The sequence below is a fragment of the Bradyrhizobium altum genome (assembly GCF_020889705.1).
Lineage (GTDB): Bacteria > Pseudomonadota > Alphaproteobacteria > Rhizobiales > Xanthobacteraceae > Bradyrhizobium > Bradyrhizobium altum.
Genome location: NZ_JACMYP010000044.1, coordinates 24,265 through 41,207, shown reverse-complemented (window position 1 = coordinate 41,207; position 16,943 = coordinate 24,265). Strand labels below are relative to the sequence as shown.

At 57.7% G+C, this 16,943-nt stretch carries 12 protein-coding genes and 3 pseudogenes; 11 read left to right on the top strand and 4 right to left on the bottom strand.

Annotation, left to right across the window (positions count from 1 at the left end):
* From H8B02_RS14395 to H8B02_RS14375, 4 genes and pseudogenes are all read left to right on the top strand, one after another.
* A partial coding sequence (locus H8B02_RS14395) for a flavin reductase family protein (protein WP_229166844.1) occupies positions 1–276 on the top strand: 276 nt, incomplete at its 5' end.
* Between the two features lie 1,173 nt (positions 277–1,449).
* Positions 1,450–1,878, top strand: a complete 429-nt coding sequence (locus H8B02_RS14385) for a hypothetical protein (protein WP_229166842.1) — start codon at positions 1,450–1,452, stop codon at positions 1,876–1,878.
* 714 nt (positions 1,879–2,592) lie between these two features.
* Positions 2,593–4,626: a squalene--hopene cyclase gene (gene shc / locus H8B02_RS14380; protein ID WP_229166841.1), complete on the top strand. Its 2,034-nt coding sequence runs from the start codon at positions 2,593–2,595 to the stop codon at positions 4,624–4,626.
* 2 nt (positions 4,627–4,628) lie between these two features.
* Positions 4,629–5,074 (top strand): annotated as a pseudogene (locus H8B02_RS14375) (hypothetical protein).
* Positions 5,075–5,417: 343 nt separating this feature from the next.
* On the opposite strand, the gene H8B02_RS14370 reads toward H8B02_RS14375, so the two are convergent.
* From H8B02_RS14370 to H8B02_RS14360, 3 genes are all read right to left on the bottom strand, one after another.
* On the bottom strand, positions 5,418–5,804 hold the full coding sequence (locus H8B02_RS14370) for a response regulator transcription factor (protein ID WP_229166839.1): 387 nt from the start codon (positions 5,802–5,804) through the stop codon (positions 5,418–5,420).
* Between the two features lie 94 nt (positions 5,805–5,898).
* Positions 5,899–6,576 carry a response regulator transcription factor gene (locus tag H8B02_RS14365; RefSeq protein WP_229166838.1) on the bottom strand — a complete coding sequence of 226 codons (678 nt, stop codon included), beginning with the start codon at positions 6,574–6,576 and terminating at the stop codon, positions 5,899–5,901.
* Entirely contained in the window at positions 6,573–9,245 is a 2,673-nt protein-coding gene (locus H8B02_RS14360; protein ID WP_229166837.1) for a PAS domain S-box protein, read from the bottom strand. The genes H8B02_RS14365 and H8B02_RS14360 overlap by 4 nt, the downstream gene beginning before the upstream one ends.
* Before the next feature lie 781 nt (positions 9,246–10,026).
* Here H8B02_RS14360 and H8B02_RS48510 point away from each other — a divergent pair.
* The 7 genes and pseudogenes from H8B02_RS48510 (at position 10,027) to H8B02_RS14325 (ending at position 15,558) form a co-directional block, all read left to right on the top strand.
* The gene (locus tag H8B02_RS48510; RefSeq protein ID WP_312000901.1) at positions 10,027–10,842 is read left to right on the top strand and encodes a reverse transcriptase domain-containing protein; all 816 of its coding nucleotides are present in this window, start codon (positions 10,027–10,029) and stop codon (positions 10,840–10,842) included.
* Positions 10,843–10,924: 82 nt separating this feature from the next.
* On the top strand, positions 10,925–11,245 hold the full coding sequence (locus H8B02_RS14350; RefSeq protein WP_229166835.1) for an RNA-dependent RNA polymerase family protein: 321 nt from the start codon (positions 10,925–10,927) through the stop codon (positions 11,243–11,245).
* Between the two features lie 389 nt (positions 11,246–11,634).
* A pseudogene (locus tag H8B02_RS14345) lies at positions 11,635–11,799 on the top strand (IS66 family transposase); the annotation flags it as partial.
* Between the two features lie 164 nt (positions 11,800–11,963).
* A complete protein-coding gene (locus tag H8B02_RS14340; protein ID WP_233287218.1) occupies positions 11,964–13,196 on the top strand; it encodes a site-specific integrase in 1,233 nt (410 codons plus the stop codon).
* A complete protein-coding gene (locus tag H8B02_RS14335; RefSeq protein ID WP_229166834.1) occupies positions 13,193–13,561 on the top strand; it encodes a hypothetical protein in 369 nt (122 codons plus the stop codon). The genes H8B02_RS14340 and H8B02_RS14335 overlap by 4 nt, the downstream gene beginning before the upstream one ends.
* A 42-nt stretch (positions 13,562–13,603) precedes the next feature.
* Positions 13,604–14,557 carry a tyrosine-type recombinase/integrase gene (locus H8B02_RS14330; protein ID WP_229166833.1) on the top strand — a complete coding sequence of 318 codons (954 nt, stop codon included), beginning with the start codon at positions 13,604–13,606 and terminating at the stop codon, positions 14,555–14,557.
* Complete coding sequence (locus H8B02_RS14325; RefSeq protein ID WP_229166832.1) at positions 14,554–15,558, top strand: tyrosine-type recombinase/integrase; 1,005 nt, start codon at positions 14,554–14,556, stop codon at positions 15,556–15,558. The genes H8B02_RS14330 and H8B02_RS14325 overlap by 4 nt, the downstream gene beginning before the upstream one ends.
* Positions 15,559–16,350: 792 nt before the next feature.
* Here H8B02_RS14325 and H8B02_RS48040 read toward each other — a convergent pair.
* Positions 16,351–16,938: pseudogene (locus H8B02_RS48040) on the bottom strand (Effector protein NopP); the annotation flags it as partial.
* Positions 16,939–16,943 lie beyond the last annotated feature (5 nt).

Here is a 16,943-nt window from a genome sequence, read left to right as displayed (position 1 = left end):
AGTTCTGTAACTTCGATCTGCATGGAGCCTCCCTATCTGCTGGTCGCCATCAACGCCAGTTCCGAGACGCATGACGTGATATTCGCCAACAACAATTTTGGAGTGAGTTCTCTGCGCAGTGATCAGGAAGACCTTGCGCTGCGGTTTGGGGGGCGGGATGGCGCGAAAGGAGTTCACCGCTTCGTTTCGGCGCGGTGGAATCAGGGCATTCTCGACGACCGCTTTTGCAAAGCGCAATGTTTACGCTCGAGAGCACCTTGCATGACCATAAGGTGATTGGCACGCATACCATCTTTGTCGGACGAATTGTCGCGACCCGGCCAGGCCAAGGCGATCCGTTAATCGTTGATCAACTTCCGAGGTACGCTTCGAACCATACCGGAAGATTGAATGCATTTTGCACGCAAGGTCCGAACGAACAGCCGGCTCAATCGCTTCGAAGACCGCAATGAGGGCAGGAGCAAATGGTCATAGAATACTCGCCCGAAGGCGGCATACGGTTGGTGGACCCTTTGGATTTTGACGGATTCAAACTCGTTCTGAAAGGGCCCACTTGCTCCCAACACTCAAGCCTTGAGGGGGATTACCCTCGTTGACCAAGGCAATGCGCTGGTTCTGTCGACTTGGTGCCTACGCTGCCCGGTTGCCCCAAGGAAAGCAAAGCCTGGCAAATGGCCTATGGCAAGATGGTGGCGAGCGCTCGCGAGCACGGCTGGATTGACGTCGACGCAGATGCGATTCATCGATTCACGCACACATCGAAAGAAGGTCCTAAGGTCGGAGACGCTATAGCTCATTTCGAAGAGCGACGCAGATCTGTCCTGCATGATTTGCGTCGACACCTACTAACATTGATAGCTCCGGTACTGCCGGCAAGCGAGTAACATCAGTTTCCGCCGAACAGGGCCACTCTCGACCGGTAACAGGTTGTGAGCCAAAAGTATCGTCGCGGAACATCATGGTTGGGACCAGGTGGATCGCATAGCGGCTTTATGTCTCCTCGCTCGAGCCGCGCGGGCCTGCCGCATCGCCTCTACCAGACGCTGCGATGATCGCTGCCCCGCGTGACGTGCCCCCGGGACGACCGGACAACGCGGACGCTAATGCGGAAACACCAGAAGGCGACGTGCCTTTTTTGCTCGTCGCGACTAGCCTGATTTACGACCGCCCTACACTCGTTTGGAACGTCGCGGCTCACGCACCAAATCCTGCACCGTTGTGTCCTGGTCCTGGTATTCGCTACCGCCGTCCCAGTTCACACGAGCGGCGAACGGACTGCTTCAGGCTCGCGCCAAATGGTTGAGATCGTCCAGCTTTCTTGTCGCGTTTTCCACGTCCGGTTGTAGACATTCCATACGACCAGGCCCGAGGGACTTGAATCGCACGTAACGTTAAATTGTACGTTCTTGAGGTGGCGAGTCTCTGACTGTATCGAGGTAAGGATTCCGAATGTCTCAAATTGAAAGACTGACGCCACAAGATCTCATCTTGATACTGAATCCCGACATCTGGCTTGCCGATATGATTATGCATCGATCGTCAACTGCGGCGCTGTTTTTGGCGAACGATAGTGAAGGACCGGGCAATCCAGAACCGAGACCATATGCCCGCAGCGATCGGCAGCGCCTGAGAGAGTCTGCGCGGGTCCACCGTTTCACACATCCGAACGCAAGCCCCTTTGTCAGCCGGCGTGCGCCTCCGAAACCGGTTTGGCGAACATGCTGCTCACGGCGGCCGATGAGCAATGGTATGGTGCCGTTATCGCGCAAATCCGTGACGATCGGTCTGACTGTTGAGAGTTTCAACCGGGGTAGGTTGAAAGAGCCGCGCATCATAAGCGGTGCTTCGATCGCTTGGCAGATCGGAGCAGCAAAGTGAAAGAAAACGATGGCGCCAGGAAGGTTCTCTTGATCGATCATACTGAGGGGCAATGCCGGGCCATTGTCGGTTTCAAAGATGAGGATGAGAGAGAGGCCTATATGTGCGGCGAGCCTGTACTTAGAAAGCCAGGCAAGAAGAGTTCTTCGTGGTGCGCTTATCATTACGGACAGATGCACTCAACATCCGTTGAGCAACCCTCAGCGCGGAATGAAGCGTCCGGATCTGCAGCTCTCAAGGGCCCTTCACCGAAACAATCGTAACATCGTCTGACTGGCGTTTTCCGGCTGAGATAGTCTTACGATCGTCCGCATCTGAAATGCGTATCGACACAATAGCTTCACTATCAGCAGAACTTCTGAAGAATTTCAGGAGCTCAGGAGCCTGATCGCGCATGGCCGATCCAGGGGAACGGAAATGAATCTGGCCACACTGATTGAGCGTAATGCGGCGTTCGCTCCCAACAGGCCGGGGATCCATTTCGAGCCGCTGCGGATGCCGATCCGCTACCCACGCTGATCACTGCGGACGTGGAGCTCATACCGGGTTACACTGAACCGATGCTAGCTCCTAAGAATTGCGCGGAGAGAGTGATGCCGCCGCAGTCCCTTGGGAGCGCAATTTCGGTCGTTCGATATCAATAGAGCTTTTTCTTGTGAGCCTTCATATCACGCTCTAAGCGTACAGCTCGCGCAACTGCATGCAGAAAGCACCATGACTACAATTGGTCCCAATCTATCCAACCGACTGTCTAGGTCCATCCAGGGGGCGATCGACTGGCTCTGGAAAGCCCAAGATCCGTCAGGATTTTGGGTTGGCATGGTTGAATCGAATTCGACGATTGAGGCCGAGTGGCTTTTGGCCAGCTATATGCTGGGCTTCGAGCTGCCTTCAGAGAAAAATATCATCAGGGCCGTATTGCAGCGGCAGCGGCCTGACGGGTCTTGGGCAACCTACCCTGGCGCACCCGATGGCGACATCAACTCGACTGTGGAGGTTTACGCGGCGCTTCGAGCAAAGGGTTTCGATCCCAATTGCAGCGAATTGGTTCGCGCTCGCGCATGGATCTTAGACCACAACGCTATGAGAGACCTCCGAGTATTCACGCGGTACTGGCTGGCTATGGTTGGCGTTTGGCCATGGGAATGTACACCCAATCTACCCCCGGAAATTATTCGCTTGCCGCTCTGGTTTCCGTTCAATATCTACAATTTCGCTCAATGGGCGCGCGCGACCATGGTTCCTCTAACAATCGTCGCGGCACGCAAGCCTGTTTGCCCGCTCCCTGGCGGCAGCAAGCTTGAAGAGGTCTTTCCATGCTCCTATGAGAATTTCGATTTCTCGATTCCTGCCAAGCGTGCGCGCACCTTCTCACTCGAATGGCTCTTTTTGAAAATTGATCGCTGCCTTCACAAGGCGCAGAGATTGAAGCTGATCCCCTTCCGTGAGAATTCCATCAAGCTGTGCCTTGAATGGATTATTCGGCATCAAGACGCGGATGGCGCGTGGGGAGGTCTCCAACCCCCCTGGATATATGGATTGATCGCGCTGATTAACGAGGGGTACACGATGGACCACCCAGTGGTGTCCAAGGCGATCGCAGCGCTGGGCACACACTGGAGCTATGATCGAAATGGGGGCACTCACATTCAGGCAAGTGAATCTCCGGTATGGGACACGCTACTGGCGATCCTTGCGCTCCACGAGGCAGGCGCATCCGCGGATAGCACAGAAGTTCGCAAGGCGCTGGAGTGGACTCTTAATCAGCAAGTTCTTGTTCCCGGAGACTGGGCTGTGAAGAGTAAGAACGCTCGCCCCGGTGGATGGGCCTTCCAACGCGCCAATAATTACTATCCCGATGTGGACGATACCGCGGTTGCTCTGCTTGTGCTCGGAAAATTGCGAACTGGTACCGGCGAGCTAAGGCAGAGAGTTGAATGCGCGATCGAGCTGGGACTCGAGTGGACGCTGGCCATGCAGTGCGGCAACGGCGGTTGGGCTGCCTTCGACAGAGACAACGACAAGGAAATTGTTTCAAAGATACCATTCTGCAATTTCGGCGAGGCAATTGATCCGCCGAGCGTCGACGTCACGGGCCATGTCATAGAAGCCTTCGCTGCGCTCGGATACGACAAGAGCCATCCCGCTATTCGTCGCGCTCTAAACTACATCCGAAGCGAACAAGAAGAAGCTGGAAGCTGGTTCGGTCGCTGGGGCGTCAATCATATCTACGGCACCGCAGCCGTTCTGCCGGCGCTAAGGGCGATAGGCGAGGACATGACGCAGCCCTATGTACAACGCGCCATTGTCTGGATCCTATCGAGGCAGAATGACGACGGAGGATGGGGTGAAACATGCGCATCTTACATGGATCCTGAGCTTCGAGGACGGGGACCGAGCACGCCGTCGCAAACAGCGTGGGGTCTCATGTGCCTCCTATCTGTGAATTCAACCCCTGAAGTCGACGCGGCGGTTCGGAAAGGTGTCGAGCATCTCTGCGCAACCCAGAAGAGCGATGGAAGCTGGGACGAGGATCACTATACGGCGACCGGCTTTCCGGGCTACGGGATCGGCGCTCGAACAAACTCGACCGCCGAGGAGATTGCAAAGCGCTTACAGCAAGGTACGGAGCTATCACGCGGATTCATGTTGAGCTTCAACATGTACCGACACTATTTCCCTCTGCTGGCCCTGGCGCGAATCTCTACAGGTCCCCCTAGTTATGGAACAAGAGTGTCGGACTTCTGAGAATGGAGGGCGGCGACAGCATGAAAGAGTTCGACGTCGAAAGATGGCGAGAGCTTTTCCCGGGCGGACTGGGACTATCTCTACTGTGGATTCTCGAGTCGTTCATCCGCTTGTCGAGAACGCCGGCGATATCCTGCTTGAGCATCAGCTTCGAATGGACGGTGAGAGGCCGTTGCTCAATTTGCGTCCGGCTAATCCAGAAGCAAGAGCCCGTGCGGCAAAGATGGGGTTCGTCGAGGTTGATGCCGACAACATGGTTCTCGACCCAGAGAAGTCAGGCAATTGGGTAAGGAACGATGATGGTGATTGGCAGAGAAGAGGCACCGCTGCGCGGTATCTTTCAAAAGCTGACGACAGCGAAGGCAGTGATACCGAGATCGCAGAAAGCTCTTCAACTTACGATTACGAGGACGATTTCAATGTGACAATGGGATCTGCTGGAAAATAAGCATAGATCTGGTCCTGTTCCTCGCGCGATCTCCACTACGCTCGGCGGTCTTTTGCGGCTTACAATCAGCGGCAAGATTGTTCTGGCCAGCCTGACCGCCTGGCGGGCAGGTCACGGACCAACAACGCAATTAGAGATTGCCCGCTGCCGATGCCGCCTGATTTCGGAGAGTTTGTTCCAGAAGATCGTAGCGGTGTGATAGATCTCGACATTCAGCGCTTAAATTTGGCTTGGGCGAGCTCAGGGTGGCAAGCCGAGAAGGGGGCCAAATGGACCTATTAAAGAGCCCCAACCCGACCTCAGCGGAGTCTAACGACAGCGCAGCGGCGGCCGGCTGATCGTTTCAGATGTCTCCGTCGCCGCCATTCTCCTCCAGTGCAGCATCAAGGCACTCGATCAGGGCATGTCCGGTGAAGGGCTTGGCCAAGAATCCAATCGCTCCCGCGCTCAGGGCTGAGGTGCGCACGCGATCGTTGGGGAACGCAGTAATGAAAATGAACGGCACGCTGTAACCTCTGGTCCGCATTTCTGCCAGCAGGTCCAAGCCGCTCATAACGGGCATCTGCACATCCGTAACTACGCAGGAGGTTTCGCTCAACCGCGGTGACCTCAAGAACTCCTCAGCCGACGCAAATGTTTGGACGATATAGCCACGCGATTTCAAAAGGTTATCTGTCGCCGCACGGACCGACGAGTCGTCGTCAACGACAGAAATCAAAAGCGTGGACAAGACAAGCCCTCCTGACGCGGGGATAGCGACTGCCGAAGGATTAGCCGCCATGGGCGAAAAAGTGAGCTTGAGTGGTTCGATTGTAAAATCATACTTAGGTTTGTTCAGGGCGGTTAGTGCGGATTCCCAGCGTCTCAGTCATTCTGATCAAATCCGCCAGCGACCGGGCACGCATCTTTTTCATCACGTGTCCCCGGTAGATTTTGACCGTAATCTCGGCGAGCCCCAGCTCGGCGGCTATCTGCTTGTTCATCAGGCCGGTAGCTACCAGTTTCATCACCGCCTGCTCGCGCGGGCTCAAGGTCTCAAATAGGGAATTCAGCTTCGCGATGGTCTGCTCGTCCTCCCGCCTTTTGCGATCGCGTTCGGTCGCTGCGACTGCGGCGTCCAGTAGTTCCTGATCGCGAAACGGTTTGGTGAGAAAATCGACCGCTCCACCCTTCATAGCCCTGACACTCATGAGAATGTCGCCATGGCCGGTAATGAAGATGATGGGAATATGAATGTTCAGCCTGGCCAGCTCGGTCTGGAACTCAAGGCCGCTCAAGCCTGGCAACCGGACGTCAAGAACCAAGCAGCTAACAACGTCCGGAAGTGTGCTTTGCAGCATTTCGCGGGCCGATCCGAATGCAACGACGTCCAGGCCCACGGATTGAAAAAGGTTCGTGAGCGACCGACGCATCGAGAGGTCATCTTCGACAACGAAGACAATCGCATTTGCCGAGGCCTCGACCTTGCTGCCTTCGCGCTGGGAGTTAGAGCGTTCGCTCACGACACGACCTCCTTGTGCAACGGCAGGTCAAACCGAAAGCTCGCCCCCGGCCCCTGCTTGCGGACTATTGAAAGGCGCCCTCCATGAGCTTCCACAATCGAGCGGCAGATCGAAAGACCCATGCCAAGGCCACTCGATTTTGTCGTGAAAAAGGGATCTAAAACTCGGTCGGCGTCATTCTCGGCGATGCCGACGCCACTATCGGTCACGGCAACCCGCACGTGCCCCATATCGTCCTCAGAAGACTGAATCACCAGTTCGCGCGTCCGGTCCGTAACTGCGTCCATAGCTTCGATCCCGTTCATCACCAGATTGATAATCACCTGTTGCAGCTGAATCCGGTCTCCGAGGATTGCGGGCAGCGCTGCCGTCAGCTCGGTTTTCAGTGTCACTTGGTGGCTAATCAGCTCACGTGTCACGAGCGCAATGACGTCCTTAACGACGTCATTGATATCGAGCGGCAGCATCTCGATCTCGCCTTTCTTCGCAAGTGCGCGAACGCGACGGATCACCTCGCTTGCTCGGATTGCGTCTTCGATTATCCAGTCAACCGATGAGCGCGCGGCGGAAAGATCAGGGGTTTCGCGGTTCATCCAACCGAGGCACGCGTCGGCGTTGTTGATAATAGCCGCGAGTGGCTGGTTGATTTCGTGGGCGATGGAGGTCGTCAGCTCTCCCAGGGTCGTTACACGCGTCACATGCGCAAGCTCTGCCTGTGCCTTTCGCAGCTCTTGTTCGGCTTGATCTGCGCGAATGATAGCCGTGATGTCAGTGCTGACGCCGCGGTAGCCGAGAAAATGACCGTTGATATCAAAAAAAGGCTTGCCACTCGTTCGGACGTAGATCGGAGATCCCATCCGATTGACGGTGCGGTAGACCAGATCCCGAAACGGCAGATGTGCCTCCAGCCTCGCCCGATGCTGCCGCCACTTCTCGGGTTCTTCTTCGACGTCGCACGCAATGTCCCAGCGAAGCATACCCATCAACCCTGTCGCCAAGATTCCCGCAGCGCTGGTGTGCTCGGACAAGTGGGTGACCTGATGATCTGGCCCGGTCTCCCAGAGCCAGTCGGAAGCTGTTTCGGCGTAGTCGCGAAAGCGCTGCTCGCTTTCGCGCAGCGCGGCAAGTGTGCATTCTAAACGTTCCCTGGCTGCGTATTGCTCAGTGACATCCATATGTGTTCCGATGAGTTCGCTGACATTGCCGTCGCTCCCAACCACGACATGGGCCACGGAATGTATGTGCCTCATTGAGCCATCTGGCATAAGGATTCGGAAATCGTACGCGAAGCGCCCGTCCTTGCCTTCTCTGGCCAGTTGCTGCATCTCCTTAAGTCGCGGCAGGTCGTCCGGATGGATACGCGACCGAATGGTCTCTATCGATACCGTCTCTTGCGGATCAAAGCCAAACAGACGATCGACCTCGGCGGAGCGATAGATAAAATCGAGACCGTGGACGTCCCAGGACCAACTACCCGTGTGACTGAGATGCTGGGCTTCGGCCAGATAGGCCTCGCTGCGGCGCAACTGCTGTTCTGCTTGTCTTGCAGCCGTGATATCCGTCGCTGCCCCGACAAACTCGATGTCACCAGTCGCGTTTCTCGTGGCGCGTGCCCGCGCATGGATATGCTTCACCGACCCGTCCGGCAGCAGTAGCCGGTATTCATGCTCGAAATCCCTTGGATACCGCATTGCTTGATCGATAGTCTCCTGGACCGACGCCCTATCGTCCGGATGCGTACGCGCGACGACCAGTTCCGGCGCCGGAACCGTTTGCGGGTCCAACTGGAGAATTCGAAAAATCTCCTTTGACCAAAAGGCCTCGCCGGTGGCGACGTTCCAACCGAAGCTGCCTGTATTGCTCAACTCCTGCGCCTGGGCCAAATGTGCTTCGCTTCGCTGCAGGGCAAGTTCGGTCCGCTTTCGCTCCGTGATATCTTCGCAGGCTATGAGGACAACGGGCCGATCATCGGCCCAAAGCATCGCTTTGGCGTTTTCACGTACCCACAATACCGAGCCGTCTTTCCTAGCTTTCTGGGCCTCCCAGGTTTGCGATTGAGTGATATCTTCAAGGCACGTCCGAATGCGTTTGCGAGCGAGCGCGCGATCCTCCTCCAGAAAGACTCCCAGGACGGATTGACCGATCAGTTCGGAACGCGCATAGCCGAGTTGTGTCGCGCCGAACGTATTGACGTTGAGGACGGTACCGGCTTCATCGACCATGACGTACATGGACGGATTGTGCTCAAAGATTGCGCGCCACCAATTTTCACGGTCTTTCAAATCGGCAGCGCTGCGCCGGAGCTCGGCTGCAGTCTCACGCGCGGCCTGTCTTTCCTGGCGGACCTTTCCATTCAGGTGCGTTCCGACAATCGAGACAGTAAAGAATGCGACAGCCACCAGAAGAGCTTGAGGGTCTTCGATCCGCAGACTGAACGCCGGCGGCGCAAAATAGTACGCCAAAGCAGCGATAGCTAAGATGGAAAGCGCGGACGATGCAATAAAGCTGCCGATCAACGAAAACAGCAATATCACCAGCAAATAGCCGAACGCCGTCTCAGCGAAATGCGTTTGAAGGTACAAGGAAGCTAACGTCACTACCGCCAGCGTTATGCTGCCGAAAGTAAACTGCGTGGCTGAGCGTTTGAAATTATTGATTTGGTTATACATTCTTGGATCGTCCGGCCTTTCTCCGGCGGAAGAGCTATAAATGGGGCAAGCCTTTCGGCCCCAACAGACGCGCGCCAACGGTTCCGGGTCAATTGCTTGCAGCTGAACTCAGCACATGCCGACGAAAGGCGCATTATAAACGTAGGTATAGTTGTTCTAAACCCATCAATATAGCGCGCTGACATGCGTACAACCGAGTCTGAGATGTCCGTGTTCCTTCCCTGCCGATAATCGCTTGGCGGGCGCTCGAGGCTGTGGAGGTCGCAGCCGAGCACAGCTGCGTGGCCCTAAGGCACGTTCCAACGACGCGGACGACGGCTACATCGTATCCGTCCGACGGCGACTTTATCGAGGGCCTCCCATACGGGTACGGCCCCGCGCTGAGGTGGTGGGTCGAGAAAGCTTAGCTGCTGCATAGCTGTCCTCCGATTCCGGTGGTAGGACATTATGCGCGGCATCCAATTGCCGCAGCAAAGCGTCGACGATTCGTGCAGCAGCTCGGCGTAGGAAGCCAGGAATGCCGCTCGAGCGCATTGCGGGCTTGCACGCGGCAAATGTTGTGCGATAGGCAGATCTGTCCACGCGGCCGGTACAAGGGCACGGGTACCATCGGGCAGCACAAGCGTCAGATGAAGTTCGCCGCGTCGATGACACCAGCCAAGCACATTAAGCGCAGATCCCTCAAAGGGATGGCGCGACCGAACGATGGTTACCTGATCAGGATAGTCGTCGAGATGATGAGCGCGGTGGTGGGCAGTCTGTCGAGTAGTCTTTTGACTCGATATCGCATGAGCTTTTGCTCAAGGCGATTCGGAAGCACACGGACTGCGCTTGGGTGTTGTTGTACATTGAACGGTGGCTTAAAGCTCCCGTTCAACTGGAAGACGGCACCCCTGACCCCCGAGAGAAGGGCACGCCGCAGGGCTCGGTGGTATCACCGCTGATGGCGAATCTCTTTCTCCACTATGCGTTCGACATGTGGATGCGAAGAAATCATCCGAGCATCCCGTTCGAGCGTTATGCCGATGATATTCTCTGCCATTGCGACAGTGAGCGGCAGGCACAAGAACTGAAGGAGGCGCTTGCGAAGCGCTTTGCCGAATGCGGACTGGAGCTTCATCCGGACAAGACGAAGATAGTCTATTGTAAGGATGACGACCGGCGAGGTGATTATCCTGAACAGAAATTCGACTTTTTGGGCTACACGTTCCGTGCCCGTCGGTTGAAGAACCGTTGGGGAAAGCACTTCGTCAACTTCAGCCCCGGTGTCAGCAATGCCGCGACGAAGGCAATCCGACAGGAAATCCGTGCCTGGCAACTACGCTGCCGGGTGGATAAGAGGATCGACGACCTGGCGAGGATATTCAACCCGATCATTCGAGGCTGGATGAACTACTATGGTCGGTACTACAAGTCGGCGCTTTACCCGACACTACGCCATCTCGACCGATGTCTCGCGCGATGGGCGATGTCGAAATACAAACGTCTGCGGCGACATCGAAGACGGGCAGAGCACTGGGTACGGGACATTGCTTGCCGCACCCCCACCCTGTTGGCCCATTGGCCGATGCTGCACAAGACGGCGGCTGGACGGTAAGAGCGGGATGAGCGGAGACGTTCACGTCCGGATCTGTGAGCGCCTGGGGGTGAAACTCCCCAGGGCGACTCGACTGGTGGTCTTGATCGACGCCTACAAACGTCATGACTGGCTGATTGGAGCCGTGACCAAACGACTCCGGGAGGAGTTCGCCAAGCTGCAGGTGGAAATCAATGATGAAAAGAGCCGAACCGTGGACCTGGAACGAGGCGAGAGCTTCAGCTTCCTGGGGTTCGACTTCCGCTACCTCCGCAGTCTACGCGGAGCGATGCGGCCGCATTACACGCCCAAGCTCAAAAAACGGACGGCGCTTCTGCGCGAGCTCAAAGAGGTGTTTCGCCGACACCGGTCGCAGCGGATTGACAGGGTAATAAGCCTGATCAATCCGATGCTCCGGGGCTGAGTGAACTACTTCGCGGTTGGACACTCCAGCGAGTGCTTCAGCCTCATCAAAGATTGGGTGGAAAAGAAGGTCAGGCGCCATCTGGCGCATGCTCGGAAACGAAAGGGCTTCTGCTGGAAGCGGTGGAATAGGTCGTGGTTGTACGACACTCTCAGGCTCTTCAACGGCTATCGAGTGCGACGCGACGGACCGAAAGCGGCCCCAGCCGGATAAGTCGCATAAGCCTTGGAGTGAAGCAAATGGGAGCGCGCAGTGCGGGAAATCCGCACGCTGCGTTGCGACGTGGAGGGGACTGGGAACGTGGCACGGTCGAGATACCTGCCGGCGCGCCAGTCCTCGACCCTACCTGCGAGAGGCTGGAGGTGAAATCCCGCCGGCCCACTCACCCCACCATCCGTATCCTGGCGAAGGGCAAGTGCACGACCGGGCGGATTTGGACTTATGTGCGGGATGACCGGCCCTTCGCCGGGCCTGCGCCGCCGGCGGCGGTCTATTACGCCTCGAGCGACCGACGAGGCGAGCATCCCCAGAAGCATCTGGCCGCCTTCGGTGGTTAATGAAGAGGTGAGCATTAACCGCCTAATCGCGAGGTGGCGGTAATGTGAAGGAATGCCGGCTCGGCGCGTGAGTATCGGGGAAAATCCACAGATCCGGCACAGGCTTTGCTCCGCATTATTTTTCGGCGACCTCTGCAGTCGTTTGACCAGCAGAGGAGACGATGGTGCTGAAATCCAATGAAGAACTGCTCGCCGAGCTCGAGGCCGTACTGACCGGCCAGCGCTATCACCCGAGGGCGATCAGTAACTACTGCAGGTGCGCGCGCAGATTCCTCGATTATCTCGAACAGCGGGAAATCCAGGTCGAGAACGTGACCGAGGCGCTGGTGTCGACATACGTAAGCCATGCGAGTGGGATGTTGCGCAAACGCCATGGTCGATCAGGGCCACACCAGCACCCGATCCCGCGCGCCGGAATCCATGCGCTGCTGCGGCTTGTGCAGGGCCAGTGGCCACCCCCTCCGAAAGCAGCCTGCGCCGCCGAGGCCGAGCGATTTGCGATCTGCGACGAATATGAGGTCTGGCTTCGTGAGGCGCGAGGTCTCGCCGCCGCCAGCATCAAGGTCTTGATCTGGGAGGCACGGCACTTCTTGACTTGGCAGTTCGAGCAGAACGGTGACAACAGCCTGACGAGCCTGAGGGTCGACGACATCGACCGCTATATGGATATGCGCACGCCGAAGCTGACCCGCAAATCGTTGAGCGCCGTCGCGAACCGCTTGCGCTCGTTATTGCGGCATCTGCACCGAGTCGGGCGTACCGCGATCGACCTATCGCCACATGTCATCGGTCCGCGGATCTACGCCTATGAGGGGGTGCCCTCGATTCTGGAGCGAGATCAGGTTGCCGCCGTCCTGCAGGCTGTGGGAAAGGACAGGACACCGAGGGGGTTGAGGGACCATGCGATCCTGCAACTGCTGGCGACCTATGGGCTGAGGTCGAGCGAAATCTGCAACCTGCGGCTTGATGACATCAACTGGCGGGCGGAATCGATCCGCATCCGGCACACCAAGACCAAGGCCTGTTCCTTCCTGCCCCTGATGGAGCCGGTCGGCGAAGCAGTGCTTGCTTATTTACGTGCGGGGCGGCCGGTGATCGACGTCCGGGAAATCTTCATCCGCGCGCGTGCACCCTATCGCAAGCTCAGGATGTTGGACAAGATGGAACGGCGCCGACTGCGCCAGGCCGGTATCAAGCTGCCGGGCAAGAGCGGTGCCCATGTCTTCCGACATGCACGCGCGGTCGAGATGTTGCGCGCATCGGTCCCGCAGAAGGTCATCGGTGATCTGCTCGGGCACCGGTCGGCGGAGTCCACGGTGCCCCATCTCAAGCTTGCCACCGAGGACCTCAGGACCATCGCACTCGACGTGCCGGAAGCGGAGGCGCTGTCATGACAACATGGCCCGATCCCGAACGGCAGTTGATCGCGCGCTATCTGGCAGGCCTTGGCCTGCGCCACGCCGACAGCTGCACCTCTTACAGGCACGTGCTGAACAGCTTCCAGGACGTCGCTGAATGCCATGCCGAGCTCGGCAAGGATGTTATGGTGGCCTGGCTGCAGACATTGTCCGACCATTGGATGGCGACGACGCTGTTGAACCGCACCCGCATCATCGATCGGTTCCTCGATCACCTTCTGAACATCGGAGCGATCGAGCGCAATCCCGTCACCGCCTTGTGCGGGGCATGCAATATCAAGCGATGTCGGCCGGTCTGGCGCGCACTGGCGTCGCATGACCTCGAACAGGCCCTTGCCTAACTCCGCCAGCCCAAGCCGTTCGGCAGCATGCTGGGCGGGATCATGGCCGAGCACGTCGCGCTGATGCGCAACAGAGGATACAAATACACCTCGCAGACCGCATGGTTCTTGCGGTTCGATCGGTTCCTGCAGTTGAATCCTGCGTTGCAGGATGAACCGATCGAGGTGATGCTGGAGCATTGGAAGAAGGCAAAAACGACACTCAATCACGCTGCGGAATGTGAGAGGCTGAAGCGGATCCTTGCGAGAGTCCTGCGCCACAAGAATCCGTCGCTCCCGCCGCGCCGCCCGGACCCGCGACCGCAGAAGGAATTAGCGAGGCAGTGGCGCAAGCCTTACATCTATACGCCGACCGACATACGGCAGATGCTCGATATTGCCCGTTCCTATCCTTCGGAACGGGCCCCACTGCGTGCGCCGAGCGTCCATACCATGCTTCTGCTGGCCTATTGCGCGGGGCTTCGGCGTGGCGAACTTGCCCGTCTCGATCTTGGTGACGTCGACTTCCACGGCGGCACGGTCACGATCCGACAGACCAAGTTCTACAAGACGAGGATACTGCCGTTGCCCGACAGCGTGATCGCCACGCTTCGGGCTGATCTCGATGCGCGGCGGCAGGCCGGCGCTCCGCAGGATCCACACTCCGCCCTGTTTTGGCACGAGGGGCGCAACGCCCGCTACACAAAGCAGGTCATCGCCTTGTTGCTCGTCGACGTGATCCGCCGAGCCGGGCTGAAGCCGCCAGAAGGGCGAACGGGTCCCCGTCTTCATGACCTGCGCCACTCGATGGTCGTTCACCGTATCCTCGAATGGTACCGCTCGGGCATCAATCCGCAAGACCGGCTGCCGTTCCTCGCGACATATCTTGGTCATAAGGATATCAACTCCATTCTAGTCTACATCACCGTTACACAGGATCTGCTTCATCACGCCAACGAGCGGTTCCGGGCGGTGGGCGCATCATGCCTCGATCTGGTGCAGGAGGTGCGGCCATGAGCAAGGCAAACGCGTTCCCGGATCTGATGCGTGCGTTCTTCTACGAATGGCTCGTCGAGCAACGCAACGCATCGATCCACACGGTCCGATCCTATCGGGACTCCTGGCGGCTGCTCCTGCGGTTCGTCGCACAGCGCGCGAAAAAGAAGGTGGCGGTGATCACGTTGGCCGATCTGACCCCCGGCGAGGTGACGGCCTTCCTCGGTCACGCCGAGCACGATCGCGGTGGCACGATCGGCACGCGCAACTGCAGGCTTGCCGCGATCCGCAGCTTCTTCAACTTCGTCGCGACCAAAGACCCCGCATCGATCGCTCAGTGCGTGGAAATCCTTCATATCCCGGTCAAGCGGGCGCCGGTGTCGGAACCCTGTTATCTGGACCCGGCGGAGGTGGCAGCGATCCTTGCCCGGCCAGACCGCTCCACGCTCGAAGGCATGCGCGATCATGCGCTGCTCTCGTTCCTTTACAACAGCGGGGCACGGATACAGGAGGCTCTCGATCTGTGTCCCAAGGCGATCCGGTTCGAGAGCCCAAGTTGCGTTCGCCTTACCGGCAAGGGCCGCAAGGAACGCATCTGTCCACTTTGGCCGGAAACCGTGCTGTTGCTGAAAAAGCTGCTGGAGCGACAGCCGCGTGCATCGGACCAGCGGTTGTTCGTCAACCGCTATGGCGAGCCGCTCAGCTCATCCGGCGTTCGGTTCAAGCTTGCGGCCTATGTGAAGGCGGCGGCTGAAACCACGCCAACGTTGCGGACTAGGTATGTGACGCCGCACAGCTTCCGACACGCCACCGCCGTACACCTCGTCTCGGCGGGCGTCGACGTTACCGTCATCCGCAGCTGGCTTGGTCATGTGAGCCTCGACACCACCAATCACTACGCCAGGGCCAATCTGGAAACGAAGCGAAAGGCACTGGAACAGGTCAGCGCTCCGGAATCGGCTCGACATCCCCCCTCATGGAAGCGGGATACGAGCCTGCTCGCCTGGCTCGACACGCTCTGAAATAATGCGAAGGAACGTCAATCAGAACAGCATCAATCCCGGATCTGGCGACGTTCCTTCACATTACCGCCACCTCGCGATTAGCCGGCATTCTGCAGGTGGATTTGTGGACGCCACAGTAAATGCAAGCAAAATATAACTTCGGAACGGGCATGTGGTCGGGTGCTGACGTGTGTCCGGCCTCGTGATGCGACCTCGACACGTCGCGGGCCCTTATAGAATGCGTGGATTGGATCCAATTCGGCTACGCGTGCTCACCGGCACTCATCCACCTGTTGATTCTTCCAATCCCAGTCCTGACCGATTGCCCATAATCCTCGTTAGACCTTACCACATTCCCGACGTCTCCCGGCGTCTGGTCTTGCCGTTACGCAGCGCCAGACGCTGGAGCTTGGTAAGCGCCACCGCGGACCATCAAGGCCCAGGCGATACGCGCCATTTTGTTCGCTAGAGCGATCGCAATCAGCTTTGGAGGCTTCTTCGAGAGCATTCTCGCCAGCCAGGATCCTGCTGGCGATCCGTAGCGTCTTGCCCATCGCACGACGGCGGTCGCGCCAAGCACAAGGGGGCGTCGGAGATCTCGCCGGCCCATCCTGGAGATTTTGCCGAGCCTATCGGATCACCTGTTCCCAATAGCTAACGGCCGGCGACGCCGCTGCACTCTGGGCGGTATCTCGCTCGAAACCAGCGGTCTCTTCTGGCTGCGGTTGGCAAGAGGTAGTTTAGCTCCTGAAGCTTTCGCGAAGAGCAGCACTAGATACCTGGAGGACCATCTTCCGTAAGATCCTCTCGTCACATGAAATCGTCCTCGTAGTCGTATGTGGATGAGCTTTCTGCGTTCTCGTTATCACTACCTTCACTGTCGTCAGCTTTTGAAAGGTACCGCGCAGTGGTGCCTTTCCGCTGCCATTCACCATCACTGTTCCTTATCCAGTTGGCTGACTTCTCTGGGTCGAGAACCATGTTGTCCGCATCAACCTCGACGAAGCCCATCTTTGCCGCACGGGCTCTTGCTTCTGGATTAGCCGGACGCAAATTGAGCAGCGGCCTTTCGCCGTCAACTCGAAGCTGGTGCTCAAGCAGGATATCGCCAGCGTTCTCGACTAGCGGATGAACGACTCGAAGATCCACAGTAGAAGTGGTCCCAGTTCGCCCGGGAAATAGCTCCTGCCATCTTTCGACGTCGAACTCTTTCATGCTGTCGCCGCCCTCCATTCTTAGAAGCCCGACACTCTTGTTCCCCAGTTGGTAGCTAAAGTATCGTGCGTTATCGGAATCTCGCGTTGTTCCATAGTCCTTAGCAACTTCTGCAGTTCGCCTTGCCTTAGCGGACACGAACTCCGAGTACTCTTGGGGGTTATCGGCGATGTACTTGATTTCGTCGC

Excerpts from the sequence above, each read along its gene's own strand:
- H8B02_RS14325 (WP_229166832.1), top strand. The coding sequence starts at position 14,554 with ATGAGCAAGGCAAACGCGTTCCCGGATCTGATGCGTGCGTTCTTCTAC.
- H8B02_RS14385 (WP_229166842.1), top strand. The coding sequence starts at position 1,450 with ATGTCTCAAATTGAAAGACTGACGCCACAAGATCTCATCTTGATACTG.
- shc (WP_229166841.1), top strand. The coding sequence starts at position 2,593 with ATGACTACAATTGGTCCCAATCTATCCAACCGACTGTCTAGGTCCATC.
- H8B02_RS14335 (WP_229166834.1), top strand. The coding sequence starts at position 13,193 with ATGACAACATGGCCCGATCCCGAACGGCAGTTGATCGCGCGCTATCTG.
- H8B02_RS14340 (WP_233287218.1), top strand. The coding sequence starts at position 11,964 with ATGGTGCTGAAATCCAATGAAGAACTGCTCGCCGAGCTCGAGGCCGTA.
- H8B02_RS14330 (WP_229166833.1), top strand. The coding sequence starts at position 13,604 with ATGGCCGAGCACGTCGCGCTGATGCGCAACAGAGGATACAAATACACC.
- H8B02_RS14360 (WP_229166837.1), bottom strand. The coding sequence starts at position 9,245 with ATGTATAACCAAATCAATAATTTCAAACGCTCAGCCACGCAGTTTACT.